The 25,954-nt window shown below is 66.8% G+C and carries 23 protein-coding genes and 1 tRNA gene; 10 read left to right on the top strand and 14 right to left on the bottom strand.

Annotated elements, in window-relative coordinates:
• Positions 1–94: 94 nt before the first annotated feature.
• The 9 genes from H3H55_RS02625 (at position 95) to H3H55_RS02585 (ending at position 8,009) form a co-directional block, all read left to right on the top strand.
• Complete coding sequence (locus H3H55_RS02625; RefSeq protein ID WP_129513649.1) at positions 95–1,090, top strand: polyprenyl synthetase family protein; 996 nt, start codon at positions 95–97, stop codon at positions 1,088–1,090.
• A 177-nt stretch (positions 1,091–1,267) separates the two neighbouring features.
• Positions 1,268–1,344 (top strand) — tRNA-Pro (locus H3H55_RS02620).
• Between the two features lie 142 nt (positions 1,345–1,486).
• A complete protein-coding gene (locus H3H55_RS02615) occupies positions 1,487–2,782 on the top strand; it encodes an HlyC/CorC family transporter (RefSeq protein ID WP_193097585.1) in 1,296 nt (431 codons plus the stop codon).
• Positions 2,783–2,865: 83 nt separating this feature from the next.
• The gene (locus tag H3H55_RS02610) at positions 2,866–4,140 is read left to right on the top strand and encodes a GspE/PulE family protein (RefSeq protein WP_193097584.1); all 1,275 of its coding nucleotides are present in this window, start codon (positions 2,866–2,868) and stop codon (positions 4,138–4,140) included.
• On the top strand, positions 4,137–5,348 hold the full coding sequence (locus H3H55_RS02605) for a type II secretion system F family protein (RefSeq protein WP_193097583.1): 1,212 nt from the start codon (positions 4,137–4,139) through the stop codon (positions 5,346–5,348). The genes H3H55_RS02610 and H3H55_RS02605 overlap by 4 nt, the downstream gene beginning before the upstream one ends.
• 45 nt (positions 5,349–5,393) lie before the next feature.
• Positions 5,394–6,305 carry a prepilin peptidase gene (locus tag H3H55_RS02600; RefSeq protein WP_193097582.1) on the top strand — a complete coding sequence of 304 codons (912 nt, stop codon included), beginning with the start codon at positions 5,394–5,396 and terminating at the stop codon, positions 6,303–6,305.
• 1 nt (position 6,306) lies between these two features.
• Positions 6,307–6,915 (top strand): dephospho-CoA kinase, encoded by a 609-nt coding sequence (coaE, locus tag H3H55_RS02595; protein ID WP_193097581.1) that lies wholly within the window; start codon positions 6,307–6,309, stop codon positions 6,913–6,915.
• Positions 6,916–7,024: 109 nt separating this feature from the next.
• Complete coding sequence (gene zapD / locus H3H55_RS02590; protein ID WP_048251136.1) at positions 7,025–7,780, top strand: cell division protein ZapD; 756 nt, start codon at positions 7,025–7,027, stop codon at positions 7,778–7,780.
• Between the two features lie 28 nt (positions 7,781–7,808).
• On the top strand, positions 7,809–8,009 hold the full coding sequence (locus H3H55_RS02585; protein WP_193097580.1) for a DNA gyrase inhibitor YacG: 201 nt from the start codon (positions 7,809–7,811) through the stop codon (positions 8,007–8,009).
• Between the two features lie 60 nt (positions 8,010–8,069).
• Here the strand turns inward: H3H55_RS02585 and H3H55_RS02580 are convergent, their stop codons facing one another.
• The 4 genes from H3H55_RS02580 to secA form a co-directional block, all read right to left on the bottom strand.
• A complete protein-coding gene (locus tag H3H55_RS02580; protein ID WP_048251134.1) occupies positions 8,070–8,513 on the bottom strand; it encodes an NUDIX domain-containing protein in 444 nt (147 codons plus the stop codon).
• Entirely contained in the window at positions 8,510–9,379 is an 870-nt protein-coding gene (locus H3H55_RS02575) for an ATP-binding protein (RefSeq protein ID WP_048251133.1), read from the bottom strand. The genes H3H55_RS02580 and H3H55_RS02575 overlap by 4 nt, the downstream gene beginning before the upstream one ends.
• 19 nt (positions 9,380–9,398) lie before the next feature.
• Positions 9,399–10,640 carry a bifunctional glutamate N-acetyltransferase/amino-acid acetyltransferase ArgJ gene (argJ, locus tag H3H55_RS02570; RefSeq protein WP_193097579.1) on the bottom strand — a complete coding sequence of 414 codons (1,242 nt, stop codon included), beginning with the start codon at positions 10,638–10,640 and terminating at the stop codon, positions 9,399–9,401.
• 144 nt (positions 10,641–10,784) lie between these two features.
• The gene (gene secA / locus H3H55_RS02565; protein ID WP_193097578.1) at positions 10,785–13,583 is read right to left on the bottom strand and encodes a preprotein translocase subunit SecA; all 2,799 of its coding nucleotides are present in this window, start codon (positions 13,581–13,583) and stop codon (positions 10,785–10,787) included.
• 256 nt (positions 13,584–13,839) lie between these two features.
• On the opposite strand from secA, the gene H3H55_RS02560 reads away from it, so the two are divergent.
• Positions 13,840–14,319 carry a DUF721 domain-containing protein gene (locus tag H3H55_RS02560; protein WP_193097577.1) on the top strand — a complete coding sequence of 160 codons (480 nt, stop codon included), beginning with the start codon at positions 13,840–13,842 and terminating at the stop codon, positions 14,317–14,319.
• A 77-nt stretch (positions 14,320–14,396) separates the two neighbouring features.
• Here H3H55_RS02560 and lpxC read toward each other — a convergent pair whose 3' ends face one another.
• The 10 genes from lpxC to murD all read right to left on the bottom strand — a co-directional run bounded on the left by lpxC (position 14,397) and on the right by murD (position 25,942).
• Positions 14,397–15,314, bottom strand: coding sequence for a UDP-3-O-acyl-N-acetylglucosamine deacetylase (gene lpxC, locus H3H55_RS02555; RefSeq protein WP_048251129.1), 918 nt, complete (start codon positions 15,312–15,314; stop codon positions 14,397–14,399).
• Between the two features lie 240 nt (positions 15,315–15,554).
• A complete protein-coding gene (locus H3H55_RS02550) occupies positions 15,555–16,061 on the bottom strand; it encodes a peroxiredoxin (protein ID WP_193097576.1) in 507 nt (168 codons plus the stop codon).
• A 188-nt stretch (positions 16,062–16,249) separates the two neighbouring features.
• Positions 16,250–17,446 (bottom strand): cell division protein FtsZ, encoded by a 1,197-nt coding sequence (gene ftsZ, locus H3H55_RS02545; RefSeq protein ID WP_021159911.1) that lies wholly within the window; start codon positions 17,444–17,446, stop codon positions 16,250–16,252.
• A gap of 111 nt (positions 17,447–17,557) precedes the next feature.
• Positions 17,558–18,790, bottom strand: a complete 1,233-nt coding sequence (ftsA, locus tag H3H55_RS02540; RefSeq protein WP_034182640.1) for a cell division protein FtsA — start codon at positions 18,788–18,790, stop codon at positions 17,558–17,560.
• Positions 18,791–18,816: 26 nt separating this feature from the next.
• Entirely contained in the window at positions 18,817–19,569 is a 753-nt protein-coding gene (locus H3H55_RS02535; RefSeq protein WP_129513639.1) for a cell division protein FtsQ/DivIB, read from the bottom strand.
• Positions 19,570–19,588: 19 nt separating this feature from the next.
• Entirely contained in the window at positions 19,589–20,530 is a 942-nt protein-coding gene (locus H3H55_RS02530) for a D-alanine--D-alanine ligase (RefSeq protein ID WP_048251126.1), read from the bottom strand.
• A gap of 1 nt (position 20,531) precedes the next feature.
• On the bottom strand, positions 20,532–21,929 hold the full coding sequence (murC, locus tag H3H55_RS02525; RefSeq protein WP_129513638.1) for a UDP-N-acetylmuramate--L-alanine ligase: 1,398 nt from the start codon (positions 21,927–21,929) through the stop codon (positions 20,532–20,534).
• Positions 21,926–23,029: an undecaprenyldiphospho-muramoylpentapeptide beta-N-acetylglucosaminyltransferase gene (gene murG / locus H3H55_RS02520; RefSeq protein WP_129513637.1), complete on the bottom strand. Its 1,104-nt coding sequence runs from the start codon at positions 23,027–23,029 to the stop codon at positions 21,926–21,928. Before murG ends, murC begins: the two co-directional genes overlap by 4 nt.
• 121 nt (positions 23,030–23,150) lie before the next feature.
• Complete coding sequence (gene ftsW, locus H3H55_RS02515) at positions 23,151–24,434, bottom strand: putative lipid II flippase FtsW (RefSeq protein ID WP_048251123.1); 1,284 nt, start codon at positions 24,432–24,434, stop codon at positions 23,151–23,153.
• Positions 24,431–25,942, bottom strand: coding sequence for a UDP-N-acetylmuramoyl-L-alanine--D-glutamate ligase (gene murD, locus H3H55_RS02510; protein ID WP_193097575.1), 1,512 nt, complete (start codon positions 25,940–25,942; stop codon positions 24,431–24,433). The genes ftsW and murD overlap by 4 nt, the downstream gene beginning before the upstream one ends.
• Between the last annotated feature and the right edge of the window lie 12 nt (positions 25,943–25,954).

Raw genomic sequence — 25,954 nt, 5'->3', positions numbered from 1 at the left:
GCCGGACGGCCAAAATCATGGCCGCGGCGCGTCCGACAGACCGGGATATCGCGGATTCGACTTATAATCCGCGGCATCACCCAATTCCATCATCATGTCGTCGTCCACCGCCTCCCCCACCCTCAGCGCCGCCCACCTGCTCGCTCCGATCACCAGCGACATGGAGCAGGTGAATCGCGTTATCCGGCAAAGCCTCGCGTCCGACGTGCTGCTGATCAACCAGATCGCCGAGTACATCATCGGCGCGGGCGGCAAGCGGCTGCGTCCGGCGTTGCTGCTGCTCGTCGCCGGCGCGCTCGGCGAAACGTCGCATCAGCGGCACGTGCTGGCTGCCGTCGTCGAGTTCATCCACACGGCCACGCTGCTGCATGACGACGTCGTCGACGAATCCGAGCTGCGCCGCGGCCGCCAGACCGCCAATGCGCTGTTCGGCAACGCGGCAAGCGTGCTGGTAGGCGATTACCTCTATTCGCGCTCGTTCGAGATGATGGTCGGCGTCGGCAAGATGCGCGTGATGGAGATTCTGTCCGAAGCGACGACGATCATTTCCGAAGGCGAGGTGCTGCAGCTCCTCAACATGCACGACGCGGACGTCGACGAAACGCGCTACATGCAGGTGATCCGCTACAAGACGGCCAAGCTGTTCGAGGCGTCGGCGCGCCTGGGTGCGGTGCTCTCGGGCGCCGATGCGCCGACCGAGGCTGCCGCCGCCGAATACGGCCGCCGGATCGGCACCGCGTTCCAGATCATGGACGACTGGCTCGACTATGCGGGCACCGTCGAGGCAATGGGCAAGAATGCCGGCGACGACCTGCGCGAAGGCAAGCCGACGCTGCCGCTCATCTATCTGATCGAACGCGGCACGCCCGAACAGTCGGCGCTTGCTCGCGAGGCGATCGAACAGGGCGGCACCGATCGCTTCGACACGATTTTCGAAGCGATCACGCGCTCGGGCGCGCTCGATCACACGCTCGAATGCGCGCGCCAGGAAGCGCAGGCGGCAGCGGCAGCGATCGCGGCATTCCCCGATTCGATCTATAAGGAAAGCCTGCTCGAGCTGTGCTCGTACTCGACGTCGCGGCAGTCTTGAGCGCATCGCATGCGTCGCCACCGCCGTGACGACGCATGTTCGACACGGGACAATCACCCGTCTCGAAAATTTTCTTCGCCAAGGTATTCCATTTTCGAAAAAACGTCGTTATAGTTACGTTCTTGCTCGACGACGCAGCGGTCTTGAAAAAGACTGCGAAATCGGAAGAGTACAAATCGGGGTGTAGCTTAGCCTGGTAGAGCGCTACGTTCGGGACGTAGAGGCCGGAGGTTCGAATCCTCTCACCCCGACCAGATTTGTGAAAAACCGTGCACTGCGTGCACGGTTTTTTTTTGTCCGGCCGCAGCGGACCCATCGTGTCGCGCACGACACATCGCGGTCGCCGGCCTCTGCTATATTCCCTCCATCCCTGTCCTTCACTGCCCTTTCCGACGCGTGGACCAAATTCCCTTATGGGCGCAAATCGGCGCCGTCTTCCTGCTTCTTCTCTGTTCCAGCTTTTTTTCGATTTCCGAGACCGCGATGATGGCGCTCAACCGCCATCGGCTGAAGCATCTCGCCGGCCAGGGCGTGCTCGGCGCGAAAACCACGCAGGGCCTGCTGACGCGGACTGACCTGCTGCTCAGCGTGATCCTGATCGGCAACAACCTGTTCAACACGATCATTCCGGTCCTGACGACGTCGCTCGCGCTCCATACGTTCGGCCGCAACAACCTCGCGCTGTCGATCGCGACCGGCATCGTCGCGTTCCTGATCATCGTGTTCGCGGAAATCGCGCCGAAGATCGTCGGCGCGACCTTCCCCGAACGCATCGCACTGCCCGCGAGCCTCGTGATCGCGCCGCTGATGCGCGTGTTCAAGCCGCTCGTCTGGTTCGTCAACGCGCTCGCGAACGGCGTGCTGTGGGTGCTGCGCATCAATACGAAGAAGGGCCGCGACCAGCGGATGTCGGCCGACGAGCTGCGCGCCATCGTGCTCGAGTCGAGCAGTTTCATGCCGACCAAGCACCGCAGCATCCTGCTCAACCTGTTCGACCTCGAGAACATCACGGTCGACGACGTGATGGTGCCGCGCCGCCAGATCGAGTCGCTGAACTTCTACGCGCCGCTCGACGACGTCCTGCATCAGCTCGAAACCTGCTATCACAACCGCCTGATCGTCTACGAAGGCGACATCGACAAGGTGCTCGGCGTGCTGCACGTGCGCAAGACGCTCACCGCGCTGCACAACCAGGATTTCGACCGCGAGACGCTGCGCTCGCTGCTCGCCGAGCCGTACTACGTGCCGTCGGGCACGCCGGTGGTCCAGCAGCTCCAGTATTTCCAGGAATCGCGGCAGCGTACCGCGCTCGTCGTCAACGAGTACGGCGAGCTCGAAGGGCTCGTCACGCCCGAAGACATCATCGAGGAACTGATCGGCGAATTCACGACGTCGATGCCGCGCAGCGAACGTGCTGGCGGCTGGGACGAGAACGGCGAATGCATCGTCTCCGCCAGCATGCCGCTGCGCGAGCTGAACCGCTGGCTGCACCTGAAGCTGCCGACCACCGGGCCGAAGACGCTGAACGGGCTGATTCTCGAAATCCTCGAGGAAATTCCGGAAGACGACGTGTGCGTGAAAATCGGCGACGTGATGCTCGAGGTGATGCGCAGCGACGATCAGGCCGTGCGCACCGTCAAGATCTTCAAGCCGCGCAGCGGCGCGCGCACCGCACGCGCCGCCACGCGCTAGCCGAACGGCCGACTGCCGGCGCCGCCCGCGACGCGCGACCATCTGCAGGTCACGGTCAACAGGCGGCCAACGTGCCGGCTCACATGCACTTCCCTCCTCCCGGGGCGCCACTGCGCACGCAGCCGCCCCTCCCCGCCGACGCGTCGCCCGCCGCCGCGCCACGCGCGCTCGACGCGGCCCAGCTCGACGATGCACCGGCCGTGCGGTTACTGACCGACACGCTTCACGCGGCACGCGTACGCGACGCGTCCGACATCCACGTCGAACCGTTCGAAGCCGGCTGGCGTATCCGCCTGCGCATCGATGGCGTGCTGCATGAACATGCGCGGCCACCCGTTCATCTGCGCGACGCGCTCGTCACGCGGATCAAGGTACTCGCGCGCATGGACATCGCCGAGCGGCGGCTCCCGCAGGACGGCAGGTTGCGCATCTCGATCGACGGCGGCACGCGCGGCGACTACCGGGTCAGCTCGCTGCCCACGCTGTTCGGCGAAAAGATCGTGCTGCGGCGCCTCGACACGCTGCCGCCCGATCTCACGCTCGCCCGCCTCGGCTTCGACGCGCAGCAGGCGGCCGCGATGGAGGCCGCGATACGCGCACCGCATGGCCTCGTGCTCGTCACGGGCCCGACCGGCAGCGGCAAGACGCTGTCGCTCTACTGCGCGCTGCAGATGCTCGATCGCGATGCGCACAACGTCTGCACGGTCGAGGATCCCGCCGAGATCCAGCTCGACGGGATCAACCAGGTCGGTGTCGCCGAAAAGGCGGGGCTCACCTTCGCGACCGCGCTGCGCGCGCTGTTGCGGCAGGATCCGGACATCATCATGGTCGGCGAGATTCGCGACGCGGAGACCGCCGACGTCGCGATCAAGGCTGCGCAAACCGGCCATCTCGTGCTGTCGACGCTGCACACGAACGACGCGCCGGCAGCCGTCGCGCGGCTGCTCGACATCGGCGTCGCACCGTACAACCTGGCGGCCGCGCTGCACCTCGTCACGGCGCAGCGTCTCGTCCGGCGGCTCTGCACCGCCTGCCGCGCGCACTCGGACGCACCGGCGCGCGTGCTGCGGGAAGCCGGCTGCGACCCCGCGGCCCTGGCAGGCGGATGGCGGCCGTTCGTCGCGCGGGGCTGTTCCGCGTGTCACGGTATCGGCTATCGTGGCCGCATCGGCCTGCATCAGACGATGCCGGTTTCTCCCGAGCTGGCGGAGCGCATCGTCGCGCGGGCGAGCGTCGGTGAACTCGCGCAATGCGCGGCGGCCGCAGGCGTGCGCAGTCTGCGCGACGCGGCCTTCGCGCGTGTCCGGGACGGCACGACGAGCATCGCGGAAGCCGTCGCCGCGACACCCGTGGCATGAGCATGCGCACGCCGCCGCGCGAAACCCGCTTCGCGTGGCGCGGCCGCCGCCGCGACGGCACGCCGTGCCGCGGGGGTGTCATTGCCTTCGACGCCGCCGGTGCACGCGCCACGCTCGCGCGCGACGGCATCGCGGTGTTGTCGCTCGATGTCCGCGGGCCGGCCCGGCCGCCGACGGCCGGCGCACGGGACGTCACGCGCTTCACGCGCCAGCTCGCGAGCCTGCTGCAAGCCGGGCTGCCGCTCGCGCCGTCGCTCGAGATGCTCGCGCGTACGCGTACGCGCGACGGCCTGCCGCGCATCGCGGCGGGCCTCGCCCGCGAGATCGTCGGCGGGCGCCGCTTCGCCGACGCGCTCGCACGCTATCCGTCCCAATTCGGCACGCTGTATCGCCAGCTGATCGAGGTCGGCGAAGCATCCGGCTCGCTCGGCATCGTGCTGACACGGGTCGCGGAACACCGCGAGCGCGCCGACGCGCAGTGGCGCAAGCTGCGCGCCGCGCTCGCGTATCCGGCGGCCGTCATCCTGTTCGCGCTCGCGATCTCGGCTGCGTTGATGGTGTGGGTCGTACCCACGTTCCGGCAGATGTTCGACGGGTTCGGCGCCGCACTGCCCGCGCCGACCCGCGCGCTGCTCGCGATGTCCTCCGCGCTGTCGGCGTGGGGTGGCGTGCTGGTTGCCGGTGCCGCGGCAGCGGGGCTTGCCGCACATCAAGCGCTTCGGCGGTCGGCACCGCTGCGCCACGCGGTCGCACGGCACCTGCTGCACGCGCCGCTCGCGGGCAGCGCGCTCGGGCGGTTCGCGGTCGCCCGATGGTGCCGCTCGCTTGCCACGCTGCTCGGCGCCGGTGTGCCGCTTGCCGACGCCTTCGCCACGCTCGAGCGCACGGCCGGCCATCCGGTGTTCGAGCATGCCACCGCGCACATCGCCGCACGTGTGCTGCGCGGCGCGCGTCTCGCCGACGCGATGCAGTCGGCCGGCTGCTTTCCCGACGACGTCGTGCAGCCGATCGCCGTCGCCGAGGAGACCGGTGCGCTCGACACGATGCTCGCCGACATCGCCGCGCTATGCGAACGCCAGCTCGACGCACGTCTCGAAACGCTCGCCGCGCTCGGCGAACCGCTGATCGTGATCGTGCTGGGCGCACTCGTCGGCGGCCTCGTGATCGCGATGTATCTGCCCATCCTTCAGCTCGGCAACGTGGTGTAGCATCGCAACCGATTCTGTCGCCTTTTAGTCCGAACCTTGAGCCTCATGACGCCAGCGCCCCTGTCCGCCGTTCCCGATTCGCCCGAGAGTACGCTACTCGCGCTGGCGATGCTGCCGCCCGCGCTGCAGTATGCGTTCGCGGTCGTCATCGGTCTCTGTGTCGGTAGCTTCCTGAACGTGGTCGTGCACCGGCTGCCGGTGATGATGCAGCGCGCGTGGCAGGCCGAGATCGCCGAAGCGACCGGCAACACCGACGCCGCCCCCGACGACGGTTATCCGCCGCGCTACGATCTGTGGGGCCCGCGCAGCGCATGCCCGCATTGCGGTCACGTGCTGCGCGCATGGGAAAACATCCCGGTCGTCAGCTACCTGATGCTGCGCGGGCGCTGCCGGCGCTGCAGCCACCCGATCGGCATCCGTTATCCGCTCGTCGAGCTCGCATGCGCGCTGCTCGCCGCCGGCTCGCTCGCGGCGTTCGGCCCGACCGTCGCCGCGCTTGCCGCCTTCGCGCTGTGCGCCGCGCTGCTTGCGATGAGCGCAATCGATATCAGCACCGGCTACCTGCCCGACTCGATGACGCTGCCGCTACTCTGGGCGGGGCTCGTGCTGAACCTCGGCGGTACGTTCACGTCGCTGCGCTCGGCCGTGATCGGCGCGATCGCCGGCTACCTGTTTCTGTGGTCGATCTACTGGCTGTTCAAATGGTTGCGCGGCATCGAGGGCATCGGCTTCGGCGACCTGAAGCTGCTTGCCGCGCTCGGCGCGTGGATGGGTTGGGCCGCACTGCCGCAGGTCGTGCTGTTCGCCGCGGTGACAGGCGCGATCGTCGGGCTGGTCGCGACCTGGCGCGGCCGCATGCGCTTCGAGGAGCCGATTCCGTTCGGCCCGTTCCTCGCGGCAGGCGGCGTCGCGACGCTGTTTTTCGGTACCCCTTTCTATGCGGCGCTCGGAGGCTGACATGTTCGCAGTAGGACTCACCGGCGGCATCGGCAGCGGCAAGACAACCGTCGCCGACCTGTTCGCCGCGCGAGGTGCATCGCTCGTCGACACCGATCTGATTGCCCACCGCATCACCGCGCCGGGCGGCCTCGCGATGCCGGCGATCGAACAGGCATTCGGCCGCGGCTTCGTGGCCACCGACGGCTCGCTCGATCGCGCGAAGATGCGCACACTGATCTTCAGCGACGACGACGCGCGCCGGCGCCTCGAAGCAATCACGCATCCACTGATCCGCGCGGAGACCGATCGCGAAGCCCGCGAAGCGCAGGGCCCGTACGTGATGTTCGTCGTGCCGCTGCTCGTCGAGTCCGGCAACTGGAAGGCGCGCAGCGATCGCGTACTCGTCGTCGACTGCCCGGTGGAAACGCAAATCGCACGCGTGATGCAGCGCAACGGCTTCACGCGCGAGCAGGTCGAGGCGATCATCGCGAGGCAGGCAACGCGCGAAGCCCGTCTCGCGGCGGCCGACGACGTGATCGTCAACGACGCGACGACGCCCGCTGCGCTCGCCGTGCAGGTCAATGCACTGCACCAACGCTATCTCGGATTCGCGGCCGCCGCGCACTGAGCATTGCATGCGATCCTGATGGCGTACGAAATTGGCGCGTTGCTAGGGTAGAGAGTGAGCATTAGAATGTCCTGCATTGTTTCAATCCCTACCCAAGAGGCGAGCGCGCTTGATTCTTTACGAGTATCCGTTCAACGAGCGAATTCGCACGCTGTTGCGCCTCGAAGATCTCTTCGAGCGCTTCACGTTCTTTTTGGCTCAGGAGGACCCGCGTGAACACCACGTCGCGCTGACGACGCTGTTCGAAATCGCCGAGGTAACGGGCCGCGCGGACCTGAAATCGGATCTGATGAAGGAGCTCGAACGTCAACGCCAGACGCTCGCCCCCTTTCGCGGCAATCCGGGCATCGAGCAGAACGCGCTCGAAGCCGTGCTCGGCGAAATCGAGCAGACGCTCGCGAATCTCGCGCAGATGCAGGGCAAGACCGGCCAACACCTCGTCGACAACGAGTGGCTCGCCAGCATCCGCAGCCGCGCAGTCATTCCCGGCGGCACGTGCAAGTTCGACCTGCCGTCGTATTACGCGTGGCAGCAATGGCCCGCCGAGCAGCGGCGCCAGGACATCGCGAAGTGGATCATGCCGATGCTGCCGCTGCGCGACGCCGCGGCAATCGTGCTGCGCCTCGCGCGCGAATCGGGTCAGGCGTCGAAGGTCATGGCAATGCAGGGCAGCTACCAGCAGATGCTGTCCGGCCGCACCTACCAGTTGATGCAGGTGCGTGTGCCGCCGGAGCTGCGCGTCATTCCCGAAGCGAGCGCCAACAAATACATGCTGTGGGTACGGTTCACCATGCAGGACGGCGATGTGCGGCCACGTGCGGTGGACATCGACGTGCCGTTCCATCTGACACTGTGCAATCTGTAACGGCCGCGTGCCGGATCAATGCTTTCGTATGACTACCGTTGTGAAATGCCCGTCGTGCAGCGCCGAAGTGCGCTGGACGCCTGAAAATCAGTTCCGTCCGTTCTGTTCGGCCCGCTGCAAGCAGCTCGACCTCGGCGCATGGGCCGCGGAAAAGTACCGGATCGGCGGCACCTCCGACGAGGGCCCCTCGTCGGAGGAAGACGGAGAGGACGGCCGCCGCGACAGCTGAGCGGCTCGCGGCACCGCCCGCCGCCGATATGGCCCGCCTTTTCGGCAGGGTGCGACGGCGTCAGTGCGACGCCGCTTCCTTCTCGAGCAATTCGAGCACCGGCAGTGCCGCCGGCAGCAGCGGCGCGACGTCGACCGGCAGTTGCTGCCACACGAACGCCTGCCCTTCCTTGCTGTGCGGCTCGCCCGTCCAGCCCGTCACCTTGCAGAAATAAAGCCGCACGTACGCGTGCGGATAATCGTGCTCGAGCGTGTGCCAGCGATGGCTGGCCGTGACGACGATGCCGAGTTCCTCGTGCAGCTCGCGTGCCAGCGCGTCCTCGACGCTTTCACCGGCCTCCAGCTTGCCGCCCGGAAACTCCCAGTAGCCTTCATACGGTTTGCCCTGCAGCCGCTGCGCAAGCAGGTACCTGCCATCCGGCTGCACCATCACGCCGACCGCCACTTCCGTCACCTTGCGGCCATCCGGCGCGCGTACGGCGCCCTGTGCGAGATCCGCGCTCATGCCTGCTCCTTGCGGCCCGACCAGTCACGTGCGAATTGCCACGCCACGCGCCCCGACCGCGAACCGCGCTCGAGCGCCCACACGAGCGCGTCGCCGCGCGCGGACTCGATCTCCGCATCCTCGCAGCCGAAATGACGCAGCCAGTGCGCGACGATGCCGAGGTAGTCGTCCTGCTTGAACGGATAGAAGCTGACCCACAGGCCGAAGCGCTCCGACAGCGAGATCTTCTCCTCGACGACTTCGCCGGGGTGAATCTCGCCGTCCGGGAGATGCTTGTAAGACTCGTTGTCGCTCATGTACTCGGGCAGCAGATGGCGGCGGTTCGACGTCGCGTAGATCAGCACGTTGTCCGACTGCGCGGCGATCGAGCCGTCGAGCGCGACCTTCAGCGCCTTGTAGCCCGATTCGCCCTCCTCGAACGACAGGTCGTCGCAGAACACGATGAACCGCTCGGGGCGCTGCGCGATCAGATCGACGATATCGCCGAGATCGTGCAGATCGTCCTTGTCGACCTCGATCAGGCGCAGCCCGTCCTTCGCATACGCGTTCAGGCACGCCTTGATCAGCGACGACTTGCCGGTGCCGCGCGCGCCGGTCAGCAGCACGTTGTTGGCCGGCTTCTGCTGCACGAACTGCCGCGTGTTCTGCTCGATCAGCCCTTTCTGGCGATCGATGTTGTGCAGGTCGCCAAGCGTGATCGACGATGCGGCAGGCACCGGCTGCAGGTAACCGCGCCCCTGGCGCTTGCGCCAGCGAAACGCGTGAGCGGCGTTCCAGTCGACGGCGGCCGGTGCGGGCGGCAGCATCCCTTCGAGACGGCCGAGCAGCGCTTCCGCGCGCGTCAGAAACTGTTCAAGCTTGTCCATGTCGTTCGAGCGCTCCCGATCAGGAGCGGTAATCCGCGTTGATGCTCACATAATCGTGCGACAGGTCGCACGTCCAGACGGTTGCCTGCGCGTCGCCGCGGCCGAGCAGCACGCGGATCGTGATTTCGCTCTGCTTCATCACGCGCTGGCCATCCTCTTCCTGGTAGGCCGGGTTGCGGCCGCCCGCCTTCGCGACGAGCACGTCGTCGAGATAGAGGTCGATCTTGCCGACGTCGAGATCCGCGACGCCCGCATAACCGATCGCCGCGAGAATCCGGCCGAGGTTGGGGTCGGATGCGTAGAAGGCCGTCTTCACGAGCGGCGAATGGCCGATCGCGTACGCGATCTGGCGGCATTCGGCGACGCTCTTGCCGCCTTCGACCTGCACCGTCATGAATTTCGTCGCGCCTTCGCCGTCGCGCACGATCAGTTGCGACAGCAGCTGCGCGACTTCCGTCACCGCATCGCGCAGCGCCGCATAGGCCGGCGAATCGGTCGACGTGATCGCCGGCAGCGTGCTCTTGCCCGACGCGATCAGGATGAACGAGTCGTTCGTCGACGTATCGCCGTCGATCGTGATGCAGTTGAACGAGCGGTCGGCGACTTCCTTGACGAGGGTGTCGAGCACCGGCTGCGCGACGTTCGCGTCGAACGCGAGGAAACCGAGCATCGTCGCCATGTTCGGCTTGATCATGCCCGCGCCCTTGCTGATGCCCGTCAGCGTGACCGTGTGACCGTCGATCGCGACCTGGCGCGACGCGGCCTTCGGCAGCGTGTCGGTCGTCATGATCGCCTGCGCGGCGTCAAACCAGTTCGCGGCCTTGCGGTTCGCGAGCGCCGCCGGCAGCCCGGCCTTCAGGCGGTCGATCGGCAGCGGCTCGAGGATCACGCCGGTCGAGAACGGCAGCACCTGCGCCGGCTCGATGCCCGCGAGGCGCGCGAGTTCCGTGCAGGTCTCGCGGGTGTTCACGAGACCCGGTTCGCCGGTGCCCGCGTTCGCATTGCCCGTGTTCACGACGAGCGCGCGAATCCCCGCGCCGCCCGCGCGCACCTTCGCCAGGTGCTCGCGGCAAACCGTTACCGGCGCCGCACAAAAGCGGTTCTCGGTGAACACGCCCGCGACCGTCGAGCCTTCGTCGACGGAGATGACCAGCACGTCCTTGCGATTCGGCTTGCGGATGTTCGCTTCCGCCCAGCCGAGCGTGACGCCGGCGACAGGATGGAGTTGGGCGGGATCGATCGACGGAAAATTGACAGCCATGGGGCACACCTGCCGGATGGAAAATGCCGGCACGTGCCGGCATCGATTGGAAGAACCGGCGGCCGCACGCGCGGGCCGCCGCAACTCACATCACTGATTCGAAGCTGCGAACGAAGCGGCACGCATCACGCGCGCCGCCGTCGATCATGACAGCTTCCCGTGACAGTGCTTGTACTTCTTGCCGCTGCCGCACGGGCACGGATCGTTGCGACCGACCTTCGGCATCTCGCCGCCGGGGCCGCTGTGGGCCATCGCGCTGCCGACCATGTCGGCCGTCGCGGCAGCAGCCGCAACGGCTGCCCCGCCGGCCACCGGCGCAGCGGCTTCGGCGAACTCGGCGTGCTGGTACTCGACGTTCTCGAGATGGCCACCGCGCTCCTCGATCTGCTCGGCCGCTTCCTCGAGCTGCTCCGGCGACTGGATCTGCACGTTCATCACGACACGCGTGACTTCCTGCTTGATCGCCTCGAGCATCGCGGCGAACAGCTCGAACGCTTCGCGCTTGTATTCCTGCTTCGGGTTCTTCTGCGCATAACCGCGCAGGTGGATACCCTGGCGCAGGTGATCGAGCGCCGCGAGGTGCTCGCGCCACAGGCGGTCGACCGTCTGCAGCATCACCGAGCGCTCGAACGCGCTGAACGATTCGCGGCCGACCATCGCGACCTTTGCCTCGTACTGCTCGTCGGCGGCCGTCATCACGGCGTCGAGAATCTCCTCGGCCGTGATCGACGTCGACTCGTTCACCATTTCCTGGATCGCGAGGTCGAGCTGCCAGTCGTTGCGCAGCGCTTCCTCGAGCTCGGGCACGTCCCACTGCTCCTCGATGCTGCCTTCCGGCACGAACTGGCGGACGACTTCGGCAATCACGCCGTGACGCATCGCGGAGATCGTCTCGGTGATGTCGTGTGCTTCGAGCAGTTCGTTGCGCTGCTGGTAGATGACCTTGCGCTGGTCGTTCGACACGTCGTCGTATTCGAGCAGCTGCTTGCGGATGTCGAAGTTGCGCGCTTCGACCTTGCGCTGCGCGGATTCGATCGAGCGCGTGACGATGCCCGCCTCGATCGCCTCGCCTTCCGGCATCTTCAGGCGATCCATGATCGAGCGCACGCGGTCACCCGCGAAGATGCGCAGCAGCGGATCGTCGAGCGACAGGTAGAAGCGCGACGAGCCCGGATCGCCCTGGCGGCCCGCACGGCCACGCAGCTGGTTGTCGATCCGGCGCGATTCGTGGCGTTCGGTGCCGATGATGTGCAGGCCGCCCGCGGCCTTCACCTGCTCGTGCAGCGTTTCCCACTCGTCGTGCAGCTGCTTGATGCGGCGCGCTTTCTCGTCGGCGGGAATCGCGTCATCGGCTTCGATGAACGCGGCTTGCTTCTCGGCGTTGCCGCCAAGCACGATGTCGGTGCCGCGGCCGGCCATGTTGGTCGCGATCGTGACGCGCTTCGGACGGCCGGCTTCCGCGACGATCGCGGCTTCACGCTCGTGCTGCTTCGCGTTCAGCACCTCGTGCGGCAGCCCGGCCTGCTTCAGCAGGTGCGACAGCAGCTCGGAGTTCTCGATCGACGTCGTGCCGACCAGCACCGGCTGGCCACGTTCGTAGCAGTCGCGGATGTCGCGGATCACCGCGTCGTAACGCTCCTTGGCCGTCTTGTAGATCTGGTCCTGCTTGTCGATCCGCTTCGGCGGACGATTGGTCGGGATCACGACCGTCTCGAGGCCGTAGATCTCGTTGAATTCGTACGCTTCGGTGTCCGCGGTACCCGTCATGCCCGACAGCTTCGCGTACATCCGGAAGTAGTTCTGGAACGTGATCGATGCGAGCGTCTGGTTCTCGCTCTGGATCTTCACGTGTTCCTTCGCCTCGACCGCCTGGTGCAGGCCGTCGGACCAGCGGCGGCCGGCCATCAGGCGGCCCGTGAATTCGTCGACGATGACCACTTCGCCGTTCTGCACGACGTAGTGCTGATCCTTGTGGAACAGCGTGTGTGCGCGCAGCGCCGCGTACACGTGGTGCATCAGCGTGATGTTCTGCGGCGCGTACAGGCTCTCGCCCTCGCCGATCAGGCCCCATTCGGCGAGCAGCCGCTCGGCCTTCTCGTGGCCCGATTCCGTCAGGAACACCTGGCGCGCCTTCTCGTCGAGCGTGTAGTCGCCCGGCTTCTCGACGCCCGTGCCGTCGCCCTTCTCCTCGCCGATCTGGCGCTCGAGCAGCGGCGGCAGCGCGTTCATCCGCACGTACAGTTCGGTGTGATCCTCGGCCTGGCCCGAAATGATCAGCGGCGTACGCGCTTCGTCGATCAGGATCGAGTCCACTTCGTCGACGACCGCGAAATTCAGCGCCCGCTGCACGCGCGCGTCGGTCTCGTAGACCATGTTGTCGCGCAGGTAGTCGAAGCCGAACTCATTGTTCGTGCCGTACGTGATGTCCGCCGCGTAGGCCTGCTGCTTCTGGTCGTGCTCCATGCCGGACAGGTTGATGCCGACCGACAGACCGAGGAAGTTGTAGAGGCGCGCCATCCATTCGGCGTCACGCTGCGCGAGGTAATCGTTGACGGTCACGACGTGCACGCCGCGGCCCGCCAGCGCATTCAGGTACACGGGCAGCGTCGCGACGAGCGTCTTGCCCTCGCCGGTGCGCATTTCCGCGATCTTGCCGTAGTGGAGCACCATGCCGCCGATCATCTGCACGTCGAAGTGCCGCATCTTCAGCACGCGGCGGCTTGCCTCGCGACAGACCGCGAACGCCTCGGGCAGCAGCTTGTCGAGCGACTCGCCGGCCGCGACCCGCTGGCGGAATTCGTCCGTCTTGCCGCGCAACTGGTCGTCCGTCAGCTTCTCGATCTGCGTTTCGAGCGCATTGATCGTCGTGACGGTCTTTTGGTATTGCTTGACGAGCCGCTGGTTGCGGCTGCCAAAAATTTTCTGGAGAAAACCGGTTGTCATCGGATCGGATCCTGCGTCGCAGCACCGGCGCCCGGCGCGTGTTGCGCGCCCCGACGCCCGAGCCTCGGCGGCTTAGCGAATTAGTGGACTCAAACGGTGAATTTTAGCACGCGGGGACGCGTGCGCCCGTGTCTCGGCCGGACGGGCATAACGCGCCGACGGCCGGGCCGACGGGGCGAAAGCCGCCCGTGCACGGGCCCGCGCGGGTACAATCGGCGTCAACGTCCGCGCGCGTGCGCGCCCGAAGAATGCCTCGATGAACCGATTTTCCAAGCGTTTCGGCCCGCTCGCCGCATATCGCCCCCAGCCCGTGTCCGAAGTGCTCAACCGCACCGACGCGTTTGCGGCGCTGCGCGTCGGCGTCGAACAGGTCGCGTCGCTGCAGCGCGATCTGTGCGCGCTGCTGCCCGACTATCTCGCGAATCATGTCGAACCGGGCTTCATCAAGGACGGCACCCTGACCCTCTTTGCCGCGCACAATGCGCTGGCAGCCCGGCTGCGACAGGTCGAGCCGCGGCTGCTCGCCGATCTGCAGAAGCGCGGCTGGCCCGTCACGACGCTGCGCGTGCGCGTGCGTCCGAAGGACGCGCCGGAGCCGCCGCACGTGAAGCAGGCGCGGATGACCTCGGTCGGCGCCGCCGCATTGCGTGACCTCGCCGATCATCTCGAACCGTCGCCGCTGCAGGCCGCGCTCGCACGAATGGCGGCCCGGCACGGCGCGAAATCGCCGCGCTGAGCGCGCCGCCGACGGCGGCAGACCAATAAAAAAGCGGCCCGCAGGCCGCTTTTTTTATTACCGATACCGAATGCCGGTCAGGCGAACGCAGTCTGCGCGTCAAACGCGAAGCCGCGCGGGGCGGCCTGCGGATCGTCGAACGTGACGACCTCGTACGCGTCTTCATGCGCGAGCAGCTCGCGCAGCAGCGCGTTGTTCAGCCCGTGGCCCGACTTGTACGCGGTGTACGACGCCAGCAGCGGATGGCCGATCACGTACAGGTCGCCGATCGCGTCGAGCATCTTGTGCTTCACGAACTCGTCGTCGTAGCGCAGCCCGTCGTTGTTCAGGATGCGGTACTCGTCGAGCACGATCGCATTGTCCATGCTGCCGCCGCGCGCCAGGCCGATCTCGCGCAGCATCTCTGCCTCGTGCGCGAAGCCGAACGTGCGCGCACGCGCGATCTCGCGCACGTACGACGTATTCGCGAAATCGACCTCGAGCTCCTGGCCCGTCTTGTCGACAGCCGGGTGCCGGAAATCGATCGAGAACTTCAGCTTGAAGCCGAAATACGGATCGAGACGCGCGAACTTGTCGCCATCGCGGATTTCGACCGTCTTCTTCACCTTGATGAAGCGCTTCGGCGCGTTCTGCTCCTCGATGCCGGCGGACTGGATCAGGAACACGAAGGTCGCCGCGCTGCCGTCCATGATCGGGATCTCTTCGGCCGTCACGTCGACATACAGGTTGTCGATGCCGAGGCCCGCGCACGCGGACATCAGGTGCTCGACCGTCGACACGCGCACGCCATCCTTCTGCAGCACCGACGCGAGCCGCGTGTCGCCGATCGACATCGCCGAGGCGGGAATGTCGACGGGCGTGGGCAGGTCAACGCGCGAGAAAACGATGCCCGTGCCGGGCGCGGCGGGACGGAGCGTCAGCTCGATCTTGCGGCCCGAGTGGACACCAATCCCCACGGTCTTGACGATGGATTTGATGGTGCGCTGCTTCAGCATGGTGTTCTTCGTCTTGATTGAAGATGTCAATCAGGAGTTATATTCGATAGGCGGGATTATAGCGTAATTCCCTATTCAACGCTGTTTGAAACTGCGTATCAATCTGTTTCGGCAGTTTACCCGCGCCGATACGGGACGGGCCGATGCCCGGAACGGAGGCGTTTCCGGTCATCAGCCCGTGTTACAACTGCCCTGAGGCCGGTGAGCAGCGTTGCCGGCAGGCAACGGCGCACCGCACGATCAGGACGTCAACGTCGCGAGAACACTCGCCGCATCGCTCACTTCGAATTTGCCTGGCGCCTCGACGGCCAGCGTCTTGACCACACCGCCGTCAATCACCATCGCGTAGCGCAGGGAACGAATTCCCATGCCACGCGCGGACAAATCCTGTGTCAGCCCCAGCGCATGAGTGAAAGCCGCGCTGCCGTCCGCCATCATGCGCACCTTGCCCGCGGTGTGCAGATCACGTCCCCATGCGCCCATCACGAATGCGTCGTTGACGGACACGCACCAGATCTCGTCGATACCCACCGAGCGCAGTTGCTCGGCGTGCTCGACATAGCCCGGCACATGCTGCGCCGAGCAGGTCGGTGTGAAAGCGCCCGGCAATCCGAAGATCACCACCCGCTTTCCCGCGACCTGGTCGCGCACGCTGTAGGCGTTCGGCCCCAGCGTGCACCCATCGCGCGCGTCGTCGATGAATTCGAACAATTGCGCGTCGGGCAGCGCGTCGCCCACTTGAATCATGGCTGGTCCCTCATAGCGATACGGTTTTTCAGCGTGTTGCGGACAGCACGGCCCATCCCGCCCCGCCGAAGCGAAGAGGGCACGTTTCCCGGCCCGGCGTCGTATCCGACGCGGCCTGTCGTGGTCCGTAGCATCCGTCACGCCGGCGATACCGCGGCGATTTCGCCGCGGCTTCGCCTGTGTTTGCGTCAGTCAGCCTGCTTGCGCAGGAAAGCCGGGATGTCGTAGGTGTCGACACCCTTCTCCTGCAGCGCCTGCACGTGCGATGCCGCGGTTTCGCGCGAATTGCGCCACACCGCCGGCGTATCGAGCGCGCCGTAGTCGGCCGTGCTGACGTGATGCGCCGGTGCATAACCGTGCGAGACCGCGCTGACCGGCTGGTTGTCCGTACCCGTGCGCAGCAGCGTCATCGGTGCCGACTGCTGCTTCTTCGCCGCACGGCCCAGACCCGTCGCCACGACCGTCACGCGCAGTGCATCGCCCATCGCGTCGTCGTACACCGCACCGAAGATCACCGTGGCATCTTCCGCCGCGTAGCTCTTGATCGTGTTCATCACTTCGCGCGTTTCCGACAGGCGCAGCGAACGGCTCGACGTGATGTTGACCAGCACGCCGCGCGCACCCGACAGATCGACGCCTTCGAGCAGCGGGCTCGCCACGGCCTGTTCCGCCGCGAGGCGCGCGCGATCGACGCCGGCGACCGTCGCCGTGCCCATCATCGCCTTGCCCTGCTCGCCCATCACCGTCTTCACGTCTTCGAAGTCGACGTTCACGAGGCCATCGACGTTGATGATTTCAGCGATGCCTGCGACCGCGTTGTTCAACACGTCGTCCGCGCACTGGAAGCACTTGTCCATCTCGGCGTCGTCGCCCATCACGTCGAACAGCTTGTCGTTCAGCACGACGATCAGCGAGTCGACGTGATCCTCCAGTTGCTGCGAACCTGCTTCGGCGACGCGCATGCGCTTGCCGCCTTCGAATTCGAACGGCTTGCTGACGACACCGACCGTCAGAATGCCCATCTCCTTCGCGATCTGCGCGACCACCGGTGCCGCGCCCGTGCCCGTACCGCCGCCCATGCCGGCCGTAATGAACACCATGTGCGCACCGCGCAGTGCGTCGGCGATGCGCTCACGCGCTTCTTCCGCTGCCGCACGGCCCATTTCCGGCTTCGCACCGGCGCCGAGGCCCGTGTTGCCAAGCTGGATCACCGACGATGCGCGCGAACGCGACAGCGCCTGCGCGTCCGTGTTCATCACGATGAAATCGACGCCCTGCACGCCGCGGTTGATCATGTGCTGTACGGCATTGCCGCCAGCGCCGCCAACGCCCACCACCTTGATGATGGTGCCGTTGGTCTCGGTTTCCAGCATTTCGAATTCCATGTTGCCTCCGTCAAGAGAATTACTGCTACTCGGCCGTTATTCGGCAGGAGATCGGGCAACCCCCTGTCGCGCGCCAGCCGCCGGCACCGGCGCGAATTTCGATTCGGTTCGTCAGAAGTTGCTCAGGAACCATTCCTTCATCCGCGAGAACACCTGCCCCGCGTTGCCGGACTGCACGGCGACCTTGCGGCCGCGCATGCGCTGAGCGCTGCCTTCGACGAGCAACCCCATCGCCGTCGAGTAGCGCGGATTGCGCACGACGTCGGAGAGGCCGCCTGCATACTCCGGCGCGCCGATGCGCACCGGTTTCAGGAAAATGTCTTCGCCGAGCTCGACCATGCCCGGCATCATCGCGGCACCGCCGGTAATGACCACGCCGGAGCTCAGCAGTTCTTCGTAACCCGACTCGCGCACGACCTGCTGCACGAGCGAGAACAGTTCCTCGACGCGCGGCTCGATCACGGCCGCGAGCGCCTGGCGCGACAGCGTGCGCGGGCCGCGTTCGCCGAGGCCCGGCACTTCGACCATCTCGTCCGGATCGGCAAGCGCCTGCTTCGCGATCCCGTAGCCGACCTTGATGTCTTCCGCATCCGGCGTCGGCGTACGCAGCGCCATTGCGATGTCGCTCGTGATCTGGTCGCCGGCGATCGGAATCACCGCGGTGTGCCGGATCGCGCCTTCGGCGAAGATCGCGATGTCCGTCGTGCCGCCGCCGACGTCGACGAGCACCACGCCGAGATCCTTCTCGTCTTCCGTCAGCACGGCCAGCGACGACGCGAGCGGCTGCAGGATCAGGTCGTTCACTTCAAGACCGCAGCGGCGCACGCACTTGACGATGTTCTGCGCGGCGCTCACCGCGCCCGTCACGATGTGCACCTTCACCTCGAGGCGGATGCCGCTCATCCCGATCGGCTCGCGCACGTCTTCCTGGCCGTCGATGATGAATTCCTGCGTGAGGATGTGCAGCACCTGCTGGTCGGTCGGGATGTTGATCGCCTTCGCGGTCTCGATCACGCGCGCCACGTCGGTCTGCGTGACCTCCTTGTCCTTGATCGCGACCATCCCGCTCGAGTTGAAGCTGCGGATGTGGCTGCCCGCGATCCCCGTGAACACGTTGGTGATCTTGCAGTCGGCCATCAGCTCGGCTTCCTCGAGCGCGCGCTGGATCGACTGCACGGTGGCCTCGATGTTGACCACCACGCCTTTCTTCAGACCCTTCGACTCGCTCTGGCCGAGACCGATCACCTCGTAGTGGCCTTCGCCCTTCAGCTCGGCGACGATGGCCACCACCTTCGACGTGCCGATGTCGAGGGAAACCAGCAGATCCTTGTAGTCTTTGCTCATAAAGTGCTCTTGCGTGTGATCTCTCGTTACTTCTTGCGCTTGTCGGTATCGGTCAGGAACCGCATGCCTGCCGCACGAATTGCGAATCCGTTCGGATAACGCAGGTCCGCGTACTCGATGTCGTTGCCCCAGCGCTCCGTGACGGCCGGCCATGCGGCGACAAGGCGCTGGCTCCGGTCATGCAGCGTGTCGCTGTTGCGTTCCTTGCCCAGCTCCACCTGCATGCCGTTCGACAGCTTCACCGTCCACGCGTACCGCGCCGACAGCGTCACTTCTTCCGGCGCCGCCTTCAGCGGCGCAAACCATTTCCCGAAGTCGCGATACCGCGTGACGACTTCCTTCGCACTGCCCTCCGGGCCGTCGAACGCCGGCAGCTCCTGATCCAGCTCGCCCTGGTTCGCGGTGAACAGCTCGCCGTCGACGCTCACGAGCTGGTCGCTGCCCCAGGTCCCGAGCGGTTTGTACTCCTCGAGCGTGACAGCCAGCGCATTCGGCCACACCCGGCGCACGCTCGCATGGCGCACCCAGGGCATCTGCTCGAACGCGGCGCGCGCCGTGTCGAGATCGACGGTGAAGAAATTGCCCTTCAGCCGGCCGACCACGCCCGCGCGCACCGTCGGCGAGTTGATGTGCTCGGTGTCGCCGTCGATCCGGATTTCGCGCAGCGCAAAAGTCGGGCGCTGGATCAGCCAGTAGCAGCCGGCCGCCGCCAACACGAGCAGCAGCAGCGCGTACAGCGCGCTGGCGGCAAGGTTGAGTTGGCGAACGTTGTTCCACATACGTCGTTCCGTTCCTGCGTCAGTCGTTGAGCGTGAGCGACAGCACCTTCACGACCAGCTCCGAATAGCTGATGCCGACCGCACGCGCGGCCTTCGGCGGCAGCGAGTGGTCGGTCATCCCGGGGGCCGTGTTCACTTCCAGGAAATACGCATTGCCGGCCGCGTCGAGCATGAAATCCGCGCGGCCCCAGTCGGTGCAGCCGAGCACGTCGAACGCGCGACGCGCGATGCGCTTCAGTTCCGCTTCCTGTTCGGCCGGCAGGCCGCACGGGATCAGGTACTGCGTATCGTCGGCGACGTACTTCGCGTGGTAGTCGTAGAACTCGCCCGCCGGCACGATCTTGATCAACGGCAGGTCGAGATCGCCGGCGATGCACGCGGTGTATTCGCCGCCGCCCTCGATGCTCTTCTCGACGATCACGATCTTGTCGTGCGTCGCGGCTTCCTCGAGCGCGGCCGGCAGCGCGTCGGCCGTCTTCACCTTCAGCACCGCGACGCTCGAGCCTTCGCTCGCCGGCTTCACGAACAGCGGCAGGCCGAGCTTCGCGACGATTTCCGGCGCGCGCGCCGCGAGGTCGTCGCCACGCATCACCGTCTCGAACGGCGGCGTCGGCACGCCCGTCTGCTGCCACACGAGCTTCGTGCGGAACTTGTCGAGACCTAGCGCCGACCCGAGCACGCCGCTGCCCGTGTAGCGGATCCCGTAGAAATCGAGTGCGCCCTGGATCTGGCCGTTCTCGCCGTAGCCGCCGTGCAGCGCGTTGAATGCGCGCACGAAACCCTCGTCCTTCAGCGCCGACAGCGGCCGCTCGGCCGGGTCGAACGGATGCGCATCGACGCCCGCGTCACGCAGGCCCTGCAGCACGAGGCGGCCCGAGGTGAGCGACACCTCGCGCTCGGCGGATTCGCCGCCGAACAACACCGCCACCTTGCCGAAACGTTTCGGATCGATCCCGCTCATGTCATCCCTTCTGTTGCGTGTTTTGGACGACCTTCGCCGGCACGCCGCCGATCGAACCCGCGCCCATCGTGATCACCACGTCGCCGTTCTGCGCGACCTTCGCCAATGCGTCCGGCACGTCGTCGACCGTCGCGACGAACACCGGGTCAACCTTCCCCACCGCGCGCAGCGCGCGCGACAGCGCGTCGCCGTTGGCCGTCGAGATCGCGGCCTCGCCGGCCGCATAGACTTCCGTCAGCACCAGCGCATCGACCGTCGACAGCACGTTGACGAAATCGTCAAAGCAGTCGCGCGTGCGCGTGTAGCGGTGCGGCTGGAACGCCAGCACGAGGCGACGGCCCGGGAACGCGCCGCGCGCGGCCGCGATCGTCGCGGCCATCTCGACCGGGTGATGCCCGTAATCGTCGATCAGCGTGTACTGGCCGCCGTCCGCGGTCGGCACGTCGCCGTAACGCTGGAAGCGCCGGCCGACGCCGTTGAATTCCGCCAGCGCCTGCTGGATTGCCTCGTCCGCCACGTCGAGGTCGGTCGCGATCGCGATCGCCGCGAGCGCGTTCTGCACGTTGTGCAGGCCCGGCATGTTCAGCACGACCGCGAGCGGGGCACGCCCTTCGCGGATCACCGTGAAATACATCCGGCCGTCGCGCGCGTCGATGTCTTCCGCGCGCACCTGCGCGTCGGGCGACAGGCCGTAGCGCACCACCGTCTTCGAGATGAACGGGATGATCTGGCGCACGTTTGGATCGTCGACGCACACGACCGCGCTGCCGTAGAACGGCAGCCGCTGCGTGAATTCGATGAACGCCTGCTTGAGCCGCGCGAAATCGTGGCCGTAGGTGTCCATGTGGTCGGCGTCGATGTTCGTGATGACTTCGATCACCGGATACAGGTTCAGGAACGACGCGTCCGACTCGTCGGCCTCGGCGACGATGAAATCGCCCGTGCCGAGCCGCGCATTCGCGCCGGCGCTGATCAGCCGGCCGCCGATCACGAAGGTCGGATCGAGGCCGCCCGCGGCGAGCACGCTCGCGACGAGGCTCGTCGTCGTGGTCTTGCCGTGCGTACCGGCGATCGCGATCCCCTGCTTCAGGCGCATCAGTTCCGCGAGCATCACCGCGCGCTGCACGATCGGCACGCGCTTGTGGCGCGCGGCCAGCACTTCCGGGTTGTCCGAGCGCACGGCCGTCGACACGACGACCGCGTTCGCGCCCTCGATGTTCGCCGCGTCGTGGCCGATCGCGATCCGCGCGCCGAGCGCCTGGAGACGATCGGTCACCGCGTTGCGCGACAGATCCGAGCCGCTGACCTCGTAGCCGAGATTGACGAGCACTTCGGCGATGCCGCTCATGCCCGCGCCGCCGATCCCGACGAAATGAATGTGTTTGACGATGTGTTTCATTGCAGTTCTTCCAGGTTCGCGCCGGCCGCCTTCGCGCACACGCGCGCGACTTCCTCGGTGGCCTCGGGCTTCGCCAACGCGCGCGAACGTTCCGCCATTTCCGCGAGCGATGCCCGCGACTGGCCGCGCAGCCAGTCGGCAAGCAGTTCCGCCGACAGGTCGCGTTGTTGCACCAGCACGGCCGCGCCCGCATCGGCGAGGAACGCGGCATTGGTCGTCTGGTGATCGTCAACCGCGTACGGGAACGGCACGAACAGCGCCGCCACGCCCACCGCCGCGATCTCCGACACCGTCATCGCGCCCGACCGGCAGATCACGAGATCCGCCGCCGCATACGCGGCCGCCATGTCGTCGATGAACGGCACGAGCCGTGCGTCTTCGCCGGCCGCGAAACCGGCCGCTTCATAATTCGCCTTCAGTGCGTCGATGTGCTTCGCGCCGGCCTGGTGCACGACGCGCGGGCGTTCGCCCGGCGCCAGCATCGCCAGCGCGCGCGGCACGACTTCGTTCAATGCGGCCGCACCGAGGCTGCCGCCGACGACCAGCACGTTCAGCGGGCCGCTGCGCGATGCATAGCGTGCTTTGGGCGGTTCCGTGCGCGCAAGTTCCACACGAATCGGATTGCCCGTCCATTCCGCGTGCGGCAGCGCGCCGGGGAACGCGACGAGTACGCGTTTCGCGAGTTTCGCGAGCACCTTGTTCGTCAGGCCCGCGATCGAATTCTGTTCATGCAGCACGAGCGGACGCCCCGACAGCGCGGTCATCACGCCCGCCGGGAACGTGATGTAGCCGCCCATCCCGAGCACGACGTCCGGCCGCACGCGGCGCAACGCGCCAAGGCTCTGCCAGCACGCGCGCAGCAGGTTGAGCGGCAGCGTCAGCTTGGTCTTCAGGCCCTTGCCGCGCAGCCCGCCGAACCGCACGTACTCCATCGGAATGCCGTGCTTCGGCACGAGCGTCGCTTCCATCCCGGCCGGATTGCCGAGCCACACGACGCGCCAACCCGCCGCTTCCATCCGGTGCGCGACCGCGAGCCCCGGGAACACGTGGCCCCCGGTGCCGCCTGCCATTACCATCAGCGTGCGTCGCGACGCGGTCATACCTTCCCTCCGCGCATCAACAAGAATGAACGAGCGTTTTGGCTACGGCCGCTGCGCTTAACTTCGCACGCTTCGCGCACGAAGTTAGCCTTCGCCGAAATCGCGTACTGACGCGGGGAGGTCATACCTTCCCTCCCCGCATCAGCACGCGATTTTCATAGTCCACCCGCAGCAGCACCGCAAGAGCGACACAGTTCAGCAGAATGCCGGAGCCGCCGTAGCTCACGAGCGGCAGCGTCAGGCCCTTGGTCGGCAGCAGCCCGAGGTTCACGCCCATGTTGATGAATGTCTGCGCGCCGAACCAGATGCCGATGCCCTTCGCCATCAGGCCCGCGAACGTGCGATCGAGCGCGAGCGCCTGGCGGCCGATCTCGAACGCGCGGCGCACGATCCAGTAGAACAGCAGAATCACGACCAGCACGCCGACGAAACCGAGTTCCTCGCCGATCACGGCGAGGATGAAGTCGGTATGCGCTTCCGGCAGGTAGTTCAGCTTCTCGACGCTGCCGCCGAGGCCGACGCCGAACCATTCGCCGCGACCGAATGCGATCAGCGAGTGCGTGAGCTGGTAGGCCTTGCCCTGCGCGTAGCGCTCGTCCCACGGATCGAGATACGCGAAGATCCGCTCGCGCCGCCACGGCGACAGCCACACCAGCATCGTGAACGTGCCGACCGCCGTCGCGACGAGGCCGCCGAACAGCTTGCCGTTCACGCCGCCCAGGAACAGCACGCCCATCGCGATCGCGGCGACCACCATGAACGCGCCCATGTCCGGTTCGAGCAGCAGCAGCGCGCCGACCAGGCCGACCGCGAACGCCATCGGCAGGAAGCCCTTCGCGAAGCTTTGCATGTATTCCTGCTTGCGCACCGTGTAGTTCGCCGCGTAGATCGTCACGGCTAGCTTCATGATTTCCGACGGCTGCATGTTGGTGATGCCGAGCGGAATCCAGCGGCGCGCACCGTTCACGCCCTTGCCGACGTGCGGGATCAGCACGATCACGAGGCTGACGAGCGCGATCAGGAAAAGATGCGGCGCGTACTTGTCCCACGTCGACACCGGCACGCGGAACGCGACCACCGCCGCGATGAACGCGACGACGAGCGACACGCAGTGGCGCATCAGGAACGCGTAATCGTGATACGACGCGTATTTCGGCGAATCGGGCATCGCGATCGACGCCGAATACACCATCACGACGCCGAGCCCGAGCAGCGCGATCGCCACCCACAGCAGCGAATAGTCGAAGTCGAGCATCCGCGAACGGCTCGGGCGCACGCCGTTGACGACGCTCGCGAGGCCGCCCGTCGCGGCGCGCGTGGCCGACGAGACGCGGCCGCCCGCGGCATTGCCGCCGGCATCGCGCCGGTCGTTGAAACGGGAGACGATGCGATCGGACCAGCTCATGGCGTCGCTCCTTTGTCGATGGCGATTTCGTCGACCGCCGCGCGGAAGACATCCGCGCGATGGGCGTAGTTCCTGAACATGTCGAGGCTCGCGCATGCGGGCGACAGCAGCACCGCGTCGCCCGGCTCCGCCAGGTCGGCCGCTGCGTGCACCGCGCCTTCGAGCGTCACGTGGTCGGCGAGCGGCACGCCCGTTTCGGCGAGCGTGTCGCGGATCGCCGGCGCGTCGCGGCCGATCAGCATCACCGCGCGGCACCAGCGTGCGACCGGCGCGACCAGCGGCGCGAAATCCTGCCCCTTGCCGTCGCCGCCCGCGATCAGCACGATCTTCTGCGCGAGCCCGTCGAGCGCGGCAACCGTCGCACCGACGTTCGTTCCCTTGCTGTCGTCGACGTAGTCCACGTCGTCGATCGTCGCGATCACTTCGACGCGATGCGCTTCGCCGCGGTATTCGCGCAGCGCGTGCAGCAGCGGCGCGGCCGGCAGGTCGATCGCACGCGCGAGCGCGAATGCGGCCAGCGCATTCGCCGCGTTGTGCAACCCGCGAATCCGCAGCGCGTCGGCCGGCATCAGGCGCTTCTGCCCGATGTCGGGCGTATGCGCGGCGTCGCGCTTGCGCCGGCGGGTCGTCGCCGTTTCATCCGGCGCGTCGCGATCGACGGCTTCCACCAGCCATGCGATGCCGTTGTCGCGGGACAGCCCGTAGTCGCCGTCCTGCACCGGTTCGTTCAGGCCGAACGTGACCGTGCGCGGTGCGTCGGCCGCACCCGCAGCCGGCGCGAACTTCATCACGGCGGCATCGTCGCGGTTCAGCACGCGCGTCGTCGTCGCGCCGAAGATCCGGCCCTTTGCCTTCGCGTATGCGTCGAAGCTGCCGTGCCAGTCGAGGTGGTCCTGCGTGATGTTCAGGATCGCGGCCGCATCGGGCGCGAACGTGCGCGCGGTCTCGAGCTGGAAGCTCGACAGTTCGAGCACCCACACGTCGGGCAGCGCCGTTTCGTCGATCGCGCCCGCGAGCCGGTCGAGCATCGCGGGGCTGATGTTGCCCGCGACCGCGACCTTCTTGCCCGCGCGCTGGCACAGCAGGCCCGTGAGGCTCGTCGTCGTGGTCTTGCCGTTGGTGCCCGTGATCGCGAGCACCTTCGGCTGGTAGCCGCTCGTGCCGAGCGCGCGCAGCGCCTGCGCGAAGAATTCCAGTTCGCCCCACACCGCGATCCCGCGCTCGTTCGCCGCCGCGACCAGCGCCGCGAGCGCCGGTTCGAGCGGCGACAGCCCGGGGCTCAGCCCGACGATCTCGACACCGCCGTCGAGCAGCGCGGGCGCGAACGCCCCGCCGACGAATTCCGCATCGATGCCTTCGGCCTGCAGCGCGGCAAGGTTGGGCGGCGCCTCGCGGGTATCGGCAATGCGCAGCCGGCACCCGTGCCTCGCGCACCATCGCGCGATCGCGAGACCCGATTCCCCGAGCCCCAGTACGAGCACCATCGGCCGTTGCCGATCTCCAAACATCTCGCCAGACAT

Origin of the sequence: Burkholderia sp. Z1, assembly GCF_014893795.1 — a bacterium.
GTDB classification, from domain to species: domain Bacteria; phylum Pseudomonadota; class Gammaproteobacteria; order Burkholderiales; family Burkholderiaceae; genus Burkholderia; species Burkholderia theae.
This window is presented reverse-complemented; position numbering and strand designations above follow the sequence as displayed.